Source organism: Pseudomonas sp., assembly GCF_033723075.1.
Taxonomy (GTDB): Bacteria; Pseudomonadota; Gammaproteobacteria; order Pseudomonadales; family Pseudomonadaceae; genus Aquipseudomonas.
Genome location: NZ_JAWVXU010000043.1, coordinates 1 through 12681, shown reverse-complemented (window position 1 = coordinate 12681; position 12681 = coordinate 1). Strand labels below are relative to the sequence as shown.

Below are 12681 nucleotides of genomic sequence, written 5' to 3'. Positions count from 1 at the left end.
GCAACGTGCCCGAATTCTGTTGCTGCTGGCCAGCGGTCTCACGCCCAAGCAGGTGAGTGATCGGTTGGAAGTTTCGGCACCTGTCGTATTCAAATGGCGCAAGCGCTATCAGGAAGCTGGCCTCGATGGGCTGAGCGATCTTCCGCGTAGCGGACATCCACGCACGCTCGACGAGGCGAAGATTAAGGAAATCCTCACCCTGACGACCCAGCGTGTACCGCGTGAGGCGACTCACTGGAGCCTGCGCCTGATGGCCAAATACGTGGGCGTTACCGTCTGGCAAGTCGCCCAGGTGTGGGCCGCTGCCGATCTCAAGCCCCACCGGCTGAAGACCTTCAAGATCAGCAACGACCCACACTTTGCTGACAAAGTGGTCGATGTGGTTGGGCTGTACCTGAGCTCGACTGATCCGCTCGGGTGGACAGCTTGGCGGAGGCTCCCCCGATGCGGCTTCCGCAAGTGGAGCGGCGTCTGGTCAATATCCGGTCAATGCAGCCTCGGGGGGGGGGCACAGCCAGCCTGAGTCTGGCGACAAAGCAAGCGTCAGTAGGTCACTGATGCCCGGAACTCCGGTCTGCAAGCTCCTGCCTTTCGTCAGTACCGGAAGGACCGGCTGGGCGACAAGCCAAAGCGGCGCCAGCCCCCATGCGAGAGGCCGCATGCGGCAGTACTGCCGCATGGTCACATCATCACTTCTTGGCCGCCTCTGCGATCGACTCGCGAATCGAGGAATAGGTTTGAGCGAAATTCTGCTGTGCTTCGGCATAGCTCTGCTTTGCGTTTTCCCAGGCCTGTGTGGAAGCGTCCCGCAGTCGTGCGGCGCGGGCTTTCTCCTCTTCGACTCTGACCTTGAGTGCCTCGATGCGCACCTCGATAGCGACACGCTGCTCGGCAGAGAGCCAAGCAGCATCGGCACTGAGTCCATCGATGGCTTCCTGCCATGCCTTCTGGCGCGCATCGAATTCGGCCTGCAGGACTGCCCTGCGGGTGGCAACGTCGGCCTGCACGGTATCGAGATAACGGTCTTTGGTGCCCTGCAACGCCGTCCAGGAATCGTCAAGCGACTGCCTGGCCTGCGCCAGCTCCTGCTCACTGCGGATCTTGGCCTGGGCGGCAGCCGCCTCGGCCTCGGCCCGGTAGGCGTCGCGCTTGCCCTTCAGCTCCTGCAGTGCAACCTCAACCTTGGCGCGAGTATTGCCGTTGCGCTTGGCGAGATTCTGCTCAAACACGGCGATGGCGGCGTCCAGTTCGGTCAGGCGTGTCTGTGACCATTCGATGGATTGCCTGGCGAGCGATGGTTCGCTGGCTTGGGCTGCCGGGGTAGATTCTGATGACTGCTGTGCCTGTGCCTGTGCCTGCGCAAGGCCTGCCTGCACCAGCACGGCCAATGCCACGGTGGATAGACGGGGTTTCATGCTCAAGCTCCTTGCCAAATCAAATTAGATTCATGCGAAGAGGAAGCTCTCCCTCGCTCAGAGCGGCTTAGAGAGCGCGTCGCGGATCTTCTGGATCGTGCGGGAATGCACCTGCTTGGCTTCCTCAAGCCCGCTCTTGACGGCTTCCCAGGACGCGTCGCCGGCATCCTTGACTTCACCAATCCTGGTCTGGAACTTCTCGGCTTCGTCCGACACGCGCTTAATGGCGGCATCGAGTTCGGCGCGGGCCTTTTCCACGGCATCCGCAGTCTGGCCACGCAGTTCCTGAAGCGAGGCCTCCCACGCACTGCGCTGGGCCTTAACACGGGCGAGTACGATACCCCGCGCCGTCTGGGCATGTTCACCAACGGCGGACGTGAACGAATGGAACGCGGCTTCCACCTCGACCCATTCTGCTTCCAGTGCGTCCTGAACAGCCTTGACGCCCTGCTTGGTGGCACCGGTCTCGGCGCGGAGCTTGTCGTAATGAACCTGGAGCTTGCCTCGTGCCTCTCGAAGGCGAGCCAGTGCGTCGTCGGCTTCCCGGCGGATGTCGCCATTCACTTCGTCCAGGGACTTCTCGGCCGCAGCGATACCCGCGTCCAGTTCGTCCAGGCGCTGCTTGGCCCATGCAATGGTTTCGTGGATATGGGTTTGAGTGTTCATAACGTCAATACCTTTCTTGGGTGGGTAAAAAGCCGGAGCGCCATCTTGTGAACACAGTGTCATGTGGCGGGCCTGACGGGGAGAAAGCTGCTGCGGCAGAGGTCGCTGATCATCTTTTCGAGCTGAGCGGCGCCATCGTCCTGCAGGTTCTCCCAGTCCATGCCGCGGACCATGACGCCGCGCAGGAACCTGAAACTGAAAATGGCCGTCACGACCGCATTGATCCGCAGCCGGGCCGCGGCGATGCCGAGATCGCCAGACGAGATGGCCGTCACAGCCTCTACGAGACGCTGCAGCATGGGCTCGATCGCCTGCTTGTGGATCAGGGAGAACGCCTCGTCGTTCTCGTAGGCACAGCGCGCGACGAATGACGTCCATGAGTGCGGTTCTGCGTTGCTCAGAATGATGTGCAGAAGATGAAGGAGTGCCTTCTCGAATGCCTGGGATTCGCTTCCGGAAGCCGGTGCATCGAGAATGTGGATGACCTCCCCGAAACGCTCGCGGGCGTACTCGGCAATCATCTGGGCGGCTGCCATGTAGAGCTCGCTCTTGCCCCCGAAGTGGTAAGGGATGGCTGAAAGCGGCGTCTTCGCCACCTGCGTGATGGCCCGAGTGCTAGCCCCTTCGTAGCCCACCGCGCCGATCACATCGATGGCAGCCTCGATGAGCTGCGCTCGCGTCTTGGCGCTACGGACTTCATGCCCGCTTGGTGCTGTCATGCACGTCTTCCTCGTTTAACGTATTTAAATTATAGTTCGTTCGAACGAACAATCAAATAAAGGCTTTCGGATCGAAGCCCTCCTTGGGAACCATGCGATATGACCCCACTCGTCCCAATGCTGCTCCATAAACTGGCGGTACTCATTACAGCGCTCACGCTCGCCGCCTGTGGCGGTGCAGAGCACGTCGCACCGGTGGAGCCACCGTCGGTGGCGCTGCCCGTGGTCACCGCCAGCAAAGCCGAGGTGGCCCTCGGTGACCTGGCCAGCGGCACGGTCGTGGCCGACGAGAGGGTACAGCTAGCTGCCCGCACGGCAGGCACAGTACGGGCCCCCGGGCTGCATGAAGGCCAGCCGGTAAGGGCCGGCCAGGTTCTGGTGACGATCGATGCGCAACAGGCCGAGGGTGCCGTGCAGCAGGCGCGCGCGGCGTTGCATGCTGCACAGGCACAACAGCGCCAGGCCGATGCCGATGTCGCTCGCAACGAACCGCTGGCGCGTGCCGGCGGGGTTTCCCGAACGGATCTTGAGCAGGATCAGTTGCGCGCCCAGGTCGTGGCGGCTGCTGTCGAGCAGGCACGCGCTGCGATGGCGATCGCCGAAGCCAACCGGCGCGACCAGCGCGTGACCAGCCCGATCGATGGTGCCATCATCACGCGCCACGTGCGCGACGGCGACATCGTGCAGCCGGGCGTATTGCTGCTGACCGTGGAGGGGCGCGACCAGTTGCTGTTCCGCTTCTCTGCGCCACAGGCCAGCCTGCATGCCTTCGCTTCCGGCGCCACAGTGCCGGTGCTGATCGACGAGCGTGAGGATCAGCCTGTCACGGGCACGGTGCGCGCCATCGTGCCGTCGGCCGATCCGGCAACCCGGCGCTACACGGTCGAGATCAGCCTGCCTCCGGACAGCGCGCTGCTGGCCGGCATGTTCGGTCGCGTGCGCCTGCCTGCCAATAGCGCGCACAGCGCAACGGCGGTGACGATCCCCGCCGCGGCGCTCACCGAACAAGGCGGGCTGACCGGCGTATTCGTGGTCGGCAAAGACGAACGGCTGGCGTTTCGCTGGCTGCGCCTGACCGAGCGGTTCGGAGACCAGGTGCTGGTCACCAGCGGACTGGCCGCGGGCGAACAAGTGCTGGCTCGGATCGATCCATCGGTCCGCGACGGCGCCCACCTGGTGCCAGTGGTGCCCGCTCAATGAGCGGGTCATCCCTGAACCTCGCCGGCCGGCTCGCGCGCAGCTTCATCACGTCCAAGCTGACCATCGTGTTCGTGCTCGGCGCACTGGCCCTCGGCGCTCTGGCCGTGCTCTTGAATCCTCGCGAGGAGAACCCGCAGATCGTCGTGCCCGGTGCCGTGGTGGTCGTCGCACTGCCGGGTGCCACCGCTGAGGAAGTGGATCGGCTGGTGGTTTCGCCACTGCAAGGCATCCTCAGCGAGATGACCGGCGTCGACCACAGTTACGGCAACGCCAGTCCGGGCCTGGGCACGGTGCAGGTGCAGTTCAAAGTCGGCGAGCCGCCGGAGGATTCGCTGGTCAAGCTTTACAACCGGGTGATTACCAGCCGCGCTCGCCTGCCGATGGATGCGGGCGTTCCGCTGATCCAGGCCGTGGATGCCGATGATGTGCCCATCGTCACCGTCACATTGGCATCCGACGCCTACGACGACCACGGCCTCAAGCGCCTGGCTGACGCGGTGGCCGAGCGCTTGCGTAGCACGCCCGGCGCAGCCGGGGTTACGGTGTACGGCGGTCGCGACCGCGAGATCGGCGTGGCGCTCGATCCAGTGCGGATGCAGGCCTTCGCGATTTCGCTGGCGACCGCACAGGCGGCGCTTACGGCGGCCAATTCCGCGCTGACGCTGAACGGACCGGTCTCCGGCAACGAGACACACGAACTGCGCTTTGCCGGTGACCTGGACTCGGCCAGGGCAATCCGCAACCTGGTCGTCAGTGTGCACGACGGGCAGCCGGTCAAGCTCGGCGACGTCGCCACCGTCACCGACGGCTCAAATGAGGAGATCACGCAACTCAGCCGGTTTGCCTTCGGCCCTGGCGATGCGCGCGCCGAAGAAGCCATCGGCGAAATGCCGGCGGTGACCATCGCCGTGGCCAAGAAGAAAGGCGAAAGCGCCGTCGCAGTCGCGCGCGCAGTGAAAGACCGGGTGCAGCGCATGCAGGCCAGCTTCATTCCGCAGGCGGTGCACGTAGTGGTGACGCGCGACGACGGTCAGAAGGCTGAGGATGCCGTAAATGGCCTGATGGAACACATCATAATCGCACTGGTCACGGTCAGCTTTGTGATGCTGCTGTTCCTGGGCTGGCGCGAGGCGCTGATCGTCTCGGTGACGGTGCCGGTCATCTTCTCGATCACGCTGGCCGTCGACCTGCTTGGCGGCGTGACCATCAACCGCATCACGCTGTTTGCTCTGATCCTGGCGCTTGGTCTGCTGGTCGATGCCGCGATCGTGGTGATCGAGAACATCCATCGTCACTACCACCACGCCCGAACGCCCGGCTCGAAGGAAGAAGTCACCGTCCTTGCGACCAACGAGATTGGCAACGCCACCAACCTGGCCACCTTCGCCATCATGCTGGTGTTCCTCTCGTTGTTGCTGATAACCGGCATGGCCGGAGACTATTTCTATCCGCTGGCCTTCAACGTGCCGGTGGCGATGCTGGCGTCGATCATGGTGGCCTACATCATCACGCCGTGGGCAGCCAACCGCTGGCTCAAGCGGCCCCAACCTGCCGGCACGGCCGTGGCTGGTAATGCGCAAGGTGATGACCACCACGAGTCCAGGCCGGACTGGCTACAACGTACCTATCTGAAGTTTTTCATCCCGCTGCAAGAGCGCCCGCGGGTGCGCCGCTGGCTGGCGATCGGCATTGCGGTAGCGATGGGGCTGTCGCTGGCCCAGGGCGGCTGGCAGTTCGTGCGACCGGCCGGCATTGGCGGGCCGGCACCCTATCTGGGCGTGGCGCTGGGCTTTCTGCCCAAGGACAACAAGAACACCTTCAGCATCGTGCTTCAGGCCGCGCAGGCCAGCCCGGTGGAGGAAACCGACCGACTGGTGCGAGAAATCGGCCGGGTACTGGCCCGGCTTCCTCAGGTGACGAACTACCAGAGCTGGGTCGGCCGAACCGGAGTAACAGACTTCAACGGCCTGATTCAGGGCACCTCCTTGCTGACCGGCGAGCACATTGCCGAGATCCGCGTCAACCTGACTGACAAGCACAACCGCTCCGAGAGTTCCATCGACATCGTCCACGCATTGCGCCCGGACATCGAGGCGATCCGCGCCCGTCATCCCGGCGCGCGCATTCGCCTGGTCGAGGACCCTCCCGGCCCGCCGGTGCGCGCCACGGTGCTGGCGGAGCTCTACGGCACCGATCTGGAGGTGTTGCGGCAACTCTCGCGTCAGGTCGAGGCTGAATTTGTCCAGACCTATGACATGGTGGACATCAGCAACAGCGAGCCGACCGATATGCCGCAGTGGCGGCTGGTGCCCGACCGCGAGAAGGCCGCGCTGTCGGGCGTCTCGACCGCGCAGATCGCCGAGGTGCTGGACATTGCCTACGGCGGCCGAGTGGTCGGCCGCGCGCACCTGGACGGCGAACGCAATCCGGTGTCCATCCGCGCCTACGTACCACGCGCCGCACAGCCCGATCCGGCACGGCTTGAAGGGCTGTACGTGCCCAATGCCGAAGGCCGGCAGATTCCACTGGCTGAAATAGTGCGGCGCGTGCCCGCCGAGGCCGATCGGCCGATCCTGCGAAAGGACAACGAACCGGTCATCTTCATCGGCGGCGAATTGGCGCGCAGCGTGCCCACCTATGCCGTGCTCGATCTGACGCAGCGACTGTCAGGGATGCGCGCACCTGACGGGCAGCCGCTAGCGATCGGCAATCTCGGTCTGCGCGAGACTGTGCCCGACACCATCGACGGCTACCAGTTGCTGTGGGACGGCGAGATGCGGCTGACGCTGAACATCTACCGCGACATGCTCGCCGCCCTCGGCGCGGCGCTGGCGGCGGTCTACGTGCTGCTGGTGGCCTACTACCGTTCCTTCCTGATCCCGCTGATCGCGATGGCCGCGGTGCCGCTGGGAGCGATCGGCATCCTGCCCGGGCACTGGCTGCTGGACACGGATTTTTCAGCCACCTCAATAGTCGGGATCATCGCGCTTTCGGGCGTGGTGGTGCGCAACTCGCTGCTGATCATCGACTTCATCCAGGACAACCTCAAGCAGGGCATGCCGCTGGCAGAAGCCGTGCGTCAGGCCGGTGCGGTGCGGCTGCGGCCCATCCTGCTGACCATGCTGGCCATCATCCTCGGCTCGGCCATCATGGTGCCCGACCCTGTGTTCGGCGGGCTGGCGATCTCGCTGATCTTCGGCACGCTGGCCTCCACGGTGCTTACCGTCTTCGTTGTGCCCACCCTCTATTACCTCGACGCGTTACGCCGTGAAGGGCTTACGCCGCAAGCAGGCCTGGCCGTCGATAAGGAGAACACCCAATGAATCATGCAGTTTTCCGTCGGACTGCCTGGCTGGGGGCAACGCTGTGCGCTGCCGCGCTGTTGGCGACCGAAGCCATGGCGTCGGAATGCCAGTCGGTGCTGGATCAGATCAGCCGGCCGACTGTGAGTCTGCGCGTGGACAACGACCTGTTCGGCGGCAGATCCCAGGATCAGGGTTATACCAACGGCCTGCTGGTGACGCTGGTGTCGCCCAACCTGCTCGATTACCTGGACGACCCCTTCCTGCCGACAGCCGCCAGGTGGATCAACCGTGGCCTGACATGGCTGCAGGTCGACGACTTCGACCAGATCAACATGATTGCCAGCTTCGGGCAAGGCCTGTTCACCCCGGAAGATCACGGACCTTCGGAGCTGACTCCAGACGATCGCCCGTACGCTGCGGTGTTGTTGTTCAGTGTGGGCTACAACGCCCGCAAGGGCGATCACCTGACAACCAACCAGTTGCGGCTGGGCATGGTGGGACCCTCCGCACGCGGCAATGAGGTACAGAGCAGCGTGCACAAGGTGATCGGCAGCCCTCACTTCAATGGCTGGGATCACCAGTTGCGTGATGAGCCCGTGTTCCAGCTCCTGCATGAGCGCATGCGCCGCCACGATCTGCCGCCGGTGCCTTTCGCACGTGGTAGCGGTCTGTCGCAGGACATGATCACTCACTGGGGCGGCGCGCTGGGCAACTTCGGCACCCATGCCAACTTCGGCGCCGAGTGGCGTATCGGTTGGCGGCTGCCCGACGACTTCGGCAGTTCGCCACTGCGCCCGGCAGGAGAGAACACCGCACCGCCGGTCTCCGGCAACACGTACCGCGGCTGGGCCGGACACTTCTTCGTCGCCGCCGACGTCCGTTGGGTGCTCTACGACCTCACGCTCGATGGCAACACCTGGAAGAACAGCCATAGCGTCGACAAGCGCTCCTCCGTGGCCGACGTCGGCCAGGGCATCGCGGTGACCCGTGGCGACTGGAAGTTTGCGTTCGCGCACCACCTACGCACGCGGGAGTTCCGCGAGCAGAAGGAGTTGCCCGTCTACGGCAGTTTCACCATCAACCGCAGGTTTTGATCTGCATGGGCTGCGCAGATCGTTATTGGTTGGTCATTCATAGCGTAAGGAATCTCTCATGCGGAGTACGGTAATTGGATCGGGCAGGCTCGGAGGGCCGGCCTTTGCCGCAAAGCACAGGGCTGAAGTTTTCCCCCTCCTGAAGCGTGCCGTGTGGCATCTGGGATGCGTGATGGCGGCAATGGCCGTCGCGGGCTGCGCGCCCACCCTGAACATCCGCGCAGTGCCCGAGGAGTTGCCGGTGGCCACCCACTGGCCTGCCAATGCCCTGCCTGCCGAGAGACAAGGCATCCGCCCTGTGGAGTCGCCATGGCGCGACTACGTAGTCGACGAGCAACTGCGCGCGCTGATCGAGAAGGCACTCGCGAACAACCGCGACCTACGCCTGGCGCTGCTGCGTGTCGAGGAAGCGCGTGCCGCCCACGGTATCCAGCGGTCCGAGCAGTTCCCGATGATCGGTCTGACCGGCGTGGGGGCTCGCGCACGCGTGCCGGACGATCTGATTCTGACCGGAGAACCTGCCATCCATGAGGTGGCTGGCCTAGCGGTCGGCCTGACCAGTTGGGAACTCGACCTGTGGGGCCGGGTGCGTAGCCTCAATGAGGCCGCACTGCAGAACTACCTGGCGACCGACCATGCACAACGCGCCGTAAGGGCCAGCGTGATCACAGCCGTCGCGCAAGCCTACCTGAGCCAGCGCGACTACGATGAGCGCATCGCGCTGGCGAATCAGACCATTGCCAGCCGCGAGGAGTCCTACCGCATTTTCCGCCGCCGCAACGAGATGGGGTCGACCTCCGACCTGGAGCTGACCCAGGTCGAAACGTTGCTGATCCAGGCCCGCACGCTGGGCACGCAGCTTCAGCAGGCCCGTGCGGCGCAGGCCCATGCGCTGACCCAACTGGTGGGCGCGCCCATCGAGCAGCTAACCATCGCCGAGCCTGCGCTGCGCGACGAGGCCATCTTCGCCGCGCTGGATGCTGGCCTGCCCTCCGACCTGCTGACGGCCCGCCCCGACATCATCGCGGCCGAGCGCCAGCTCGCCGCCGCCAACGCCAACATCCGTGCGGCTCGGGCTGCCTTCTTCCCGCGCATTGCGCTGACAGGAAATTTCGGCACATTGAGCGCCGAACTCGCCGGTCTTTTCGAGTCCGGCAGCCGCACCTGGGTGTTCGCACCCACGATCTCCCTGCCGATCTTCGATGGCGGGCGACGCCGCGCTGCGCTGGACTTGGCCGAGGTGCGCAGCGACATCGCCGTGGCCAGCTACGAGAAGACCATTCAGAACGCCTTCCGCGAAGTGGCCGATGCGCTCTCCGCTCGCCAGGCGCTGGCGCAGTTGGTCGAGCAACTGCGCCAGGCCCGCGATGTGCAGGACCGGCGCGCCCGGCTGGCGCAGTTGCGCTATGACAGCGGTGCCGCCGCCTATCTCGAAGTCCTGGACGCGCAGCGCAACCAGCTGGAGGCACAGCAACAACTCGTTCAGGTGCGCCGACAGCTGCTGGCCAGCCAGGTGGCCCTGTATGCCGCGCTCGGCGGTGGCGCCGGTTTCGACCGTACTGTCGAGAGTACTGCCGGCAGTCCGTCGAATCCCTCCCTTACCACCAGGCTCCCCCATCAAGAGTAAGGCTGCGCAATGGCACAAATGTCTTTCCTCAAGCCACCGTCTCATCGCATTCATCGTCGTACTCGCCGTGGCACCTACAAGAAACTGGGCAAGCGTAGCGCTCTATATAAAGCCAAGTGCAAGATCGAGAAGGCAAAGGCAAAGGTTGAACACCCATTCAGAGTGATCAAGCGCCAGTTCGGTTATGTGAAACCACCCTGGGCTGCATACGTAAAGAGCGTGTGTGGTGAGCGCCACGGGAAAAGGCTGACCAAGAGTCAGTCAGGTATGATTGATTGAGACGAACGTAAGTGAACCATCGAAGAAGTGTCGATAATTGCAGACGATATCGAAACCAGAGACTCGACAACGCTCTGGGACAAGTCAGACGGGCGCCTGGGTTCTGGTCTGGCGGTATCCGGCATAGAGGTGGCGTGACGATCATTCAGGCACATGTACGGAACATGGAAATCTGTCATTGCGATGCCAAGGGAGCGATTCAACCAGAGAGGCGTTATCTCTCCGGTACTTGCGAATTGGACGCTGCATAGGCCGGGGATGTCTATCGGAGCGGGGGTAGTCCATAGCCTGGAAGATGTCGTCCATGCAAGCGTGGCTTCGACAGAGCGCAAGCGTAAGCCATTCAAGATACACGTCGTACGATATGCCGATGACTTCATCATCACAGGGGCCACGAAAGCTGTTTTGCAACATCAGGTTCGTCCTGCAATTGAGGCGTTCCTGAAAGAGCGAGGCTTGGAACTCTCTGATGAAAAGACTCAGATAACGCATATCTCGCAAGGCTTCGATTTTCTGGGCCAGAACGTACGCAAGTACACCGGCAAGCTACTCATCACTCCGGCTCGCAAGAGTGTGAAACCACAGACCATCCGTAGTGACAACGGCCCGGAGTACATCAGCAGTAAGCTTGTTCTGTGGGCGGAAAAGCGCGGCGTTCGCCTGGAGTACATCCAGCCAGGAAATCCACAGCAGAACGCCTACGTCGAGCGCTACAATCGCACGGTGCGTTACGACTGGCTGGGGCATTATTTGTTCGAGTCGATCACCGAGGTGCAGGAACATGCAACTCGCTGGATGTGGACATACAATCACGAACGGCCAAACATGGCCCAGGGAGGTATCACCCCCAAACAGAAGTTGGCCCGCGCGGCCTGACCTCTACTTTTGGCGAGTGCTAAAAATGGGGGGATTCCCCCCTCAAGGCGCAAAACTATGCATTTGAAGGTGGAAAATGATCCGTTTTTTCGATTGAGACGTTGTTTTTTCGAGTCGTTGAGAAAAACACCATGAAAATCGCGACTACTTCAGACCTTCCGTAGAGAAAGCGAATGCCGGGCTGTAATGGCTCGGAAAGGGGTTGGAACATTACTCCACGGGAAACCGGGCTGACTTCTGCGTGGTCGTTGAACACATGAGCGAAGATTAGGTTGGGCCTGAAAGGGTGCAGGTCAGCGCGCAAGAGCATGGGTTCCCCATGTCCGCGACCTGAGTCCGTATAGCGGAAACTGGCCAGCTCAGAGCGGATTGTGAAGATCCATCTGTACCCAGAAGGAATCAAGGCAGATAGATCGGCTCTTGATCGGGCTTACAACGGATTGAGCCGTATGCGGTGAAAGTCGCACGTACAGTTCTTAGGGGGGCCCTAGCGGACTGTTTGGTTAATTCAATAACTTATTCTTGATTGCGGTGAGCTTTGCGCGACTAACAGAGTTGATGATGGATTCAGCCGTTTTGTTCCAGCGAAATGGCTTGGCTGAATGTTCATTATGGGCTTCGATAAAACGGCGAATTGCCGCTTTCAGATCCGCCACGCTGCTGAACGCATTGCGATACAGCGCCCGCCGTTCCAATTGAGTAAACCAACCCTCTACGGCGTTCAATCATGAGGCACTGGTCGGCGTGAAGTGCAGCTTGAAGCGGGGATGCTTCTCCAGCAATGCCCTGACGGCGGCTGTCTTGTGAGTCGAGCTGTTGTCCAGAATCAAATGCAGATCCAGCTCGGCAGGCGTCGCGCGGTCGATCTGTCGCAAGAATTCAAGGAACTCTTTGGCCCTGTGTCGTTGGGTGATGCGACCAATGACCTGGCCCGTCAGGATGTCGAAGGCGGCATACAAACTGGCCGTACCGTGACGCTTGTAGTCATGCGTCCTGCGTTCGATCTGACCCGGCTTGAGCGGCAGCATGGGCTGGGTGCGATCCAGCACCTGGATCTGGGTTTTCTCGTCCACTGACAGCACCATCGCATTGTCAGGCGGGTTCAGGTACAGCCCAACCACATCGACCACTTTGCCAGCAAAGTGTGGGTCGTTGCTGATCTTGAAGGTCTTCAGCCGGTGGGGCTTGAGGTCGGCAGCGGCCCATACCTGGGCGACTTGCCAGACGGTAACGCCCACGTATTTGGCCATCAGGCGCAGACTCCAGTGTGTCGCCTCACGCGGTACACGCTGGGTCGTCAGGGTGAGGATTTCCTTAATCTTCGCCTCGTCGAGCTTGCGTGGATGTCCGCTACGCGGGAGATCGCTCAGCCCATCGAGGCCAGCTTCCTGATAGCGCTTGCGCCATTTGAATACGACAGGTGCCGAAACTTCCAACCGATCACTCACCTGCTTGGGCGTGAGACCGCTGGCCAGCAGCAACAGAATTCGGGCACGTTGC

7 protein-coding genes and 4 pseudogenes are annotated in these 12681 nt (G+C 62.4%); 7 read left to right on the top strand and 4 right to left on the bottom strand.

What is annotated here, in order from left to right; all coding sequences use genetic code 11:
* Nucleotides 1–409 (top strand): annotated as a pseudogene (locus R3355_RS23885) (IS630 family transposase); the annotation flags it as partial.
* Nucleotides 410–689: 280 nt separating this feature from the next.
* Here the strand turns inward: R3355_RS23885 and R3355_RS23880 are convergent.
* The 3 genes from R3355_RS23880 to R3355_RS23870 are packed head-to-tail and all read right to left on the bottom strand — an operon-like array spanning nucleotide 690 to nucleotide 2800.
* Complete coding sequence (locus R3355_RS23880) at nucleotides 690–1415, bottom strand: hypothetical protein (protein ID WP_126589733.1); 726 nt, start codon at nucleotides 1413–1415, stop codon at nucleotides 690–692.
* Nucleotides 1416–1472: 57 nt separating this feature from the next.
* Nucleotides 1473–2081 (bottom strand): hypothetical protein, encoded by a 609-nt coding sequence (locus tag R3355_RS23875; protein ID WP_126589732.1) that lies wholly within the window; start codon nucleotides 2079–2081, stop codon nucleotides 1473–1475.
* Nucleotides 2082–2140: 59 nt separating this feature from the next.
* A complete protein-coding gene (locus R3355_RS23870) occupies nucleotides 2141–2800 on the bottom strand; it encodes a CerR family C-terminal domain-containing protein (RefSeq protein ID WP_025167808.1) in 660 nt (219 codons plus the stop codon).
* 99 nt (nucleotides 2801–2899) lie between these two features.
* On the opposite strand from R3355_RS23870, the gene R3355_RS23865 reads away from it, so the two are divergent.
* From R3355_RS23865 to R3355_RS24470, 6 genes and pseudogenes are all read left to right on the top strand, one after another.
* Nucleotides 2900–4000, top strand: coding sequence for an efflux RND transporter periplasmic adaptor subunit (locus R3355_RS23865; RefSeq protein ID WP_150056066.1), 1101 nt, complete (start codon nucleotides 2900–2902; stop codon nucleotides 3998–4000).
* Nucleotides 3997–7323, top strand: a complete 3327-nt coding sequence (locus R3355_RS23860) for an efflux RND transporter permease subunit (RefSeq protein ID WP_318963617.1) — start codon at nucleotides 3997–3999, stop codon at nucleotides 7321–7323. The genes R3355_RS23865 and R3355_RS23860 overlap by 4 nt, the downstream gene beginning before the upstream one ends.
* Nucleotides 7320–8399, top strand: coding sequence for a lipid A deacylase LpxR family protein (locus tag R3355_RS23855; RefSeq protein WP_126589729.1), 1080 nt, complete (start codon nucleotides 7320–7322; stop codon nucleotides 8397–8399). Before R3355_RS23860 ends, R3355_RS23855 begins: the two co-directional genes overlap by 4 nt.
* Nucleotides 8400–8457: 58 nt before the next feature.
* Nucleotides 8458–10026, top strand: coding sequence for an efflux transporter outer membrane subunit (locus R3355_RS23850; RefSeq protein WP_318963615.1), 1569 nt, complete (start codon nucleotides 8458–8460; stop codon nucleotides 10024–10026).
* 63 nt (nucleotides 10027–10089) lie between these two features.
* Nucleotides 10090–10245, top strand: a pseudogene (locus tag R3355_RS23845) (IS5/IS1182 family transposase); the annotation flags it as partial.
* A gap of 264 nt (nucleotides 10246–10509) precedes the next feature.
* Nucleotides 10510–11181 (top strand): annotated as a pseudogene (locus R3355_RS24470) (integrase core domain-containing protein); the annotation flags it as partial.
* A 503-nt stretch (nucleotides 11182–11684) separates the two neighbouring features.
* Here R3355_RS24470 and R3355_RS23830 read toward each other — a convergent pair.
* A pseudogene (locus R3355_RS23830) lies at nucleotides 11685–12681 on the bottom strand (IS630 family transposase); the annotation flags it as partial.

Coding starts and splice junctions, on each gene's coding strand:
- R3355_RS23880 (WP_126589733.1), bottom strand. CDS start 1,415: ATGAAACCCCGTCTATCCACCGTGGCATTGGCCGTGCTGGTGCAGGCA.
- R3355_RS23875 (WP_126589732.1), bottom strand. CDS start 2,081: ATGAACACTCAAACCCATATCCACGAAACCATTGCATGGGCCAAGCAG.
- R3355_RS23870 (WP_025167808.1), bottom strand. CDS start 2,800: ATGACAGCACCAAGCGGGCATGAAGTCCGTAGCGCCAAGACGCGAGCG.
- R3355_RS23865 (WP_150056066.1), top strand. CDS start 2,900: ATGACCCCACTCGTCCCAATGCTGCTCCATAAACTGGCGGTACTCATT.
- R3355_RS23860 (WP_318963617.1), top strand. CDS start 3,997: ATGAGCGGGTCATCCCTGAACCTCGCCGGCCGGCTCGCGCGCAGCTTC.
- R3355_RS23855 (WP_126589729.1), top strand. CDS start 7,320: ATGAATCATGCAGTTTTCCGTCGGACTGCCTGGCTGGGGGCAACGCTG.
- R3355_RS23850 (WP_318963615.1), top strand. CDS start 8,458: ATGCGGAGTACGGTAATTGGATCGGGCAGGCTCGGAGGGCCGGCCTTT.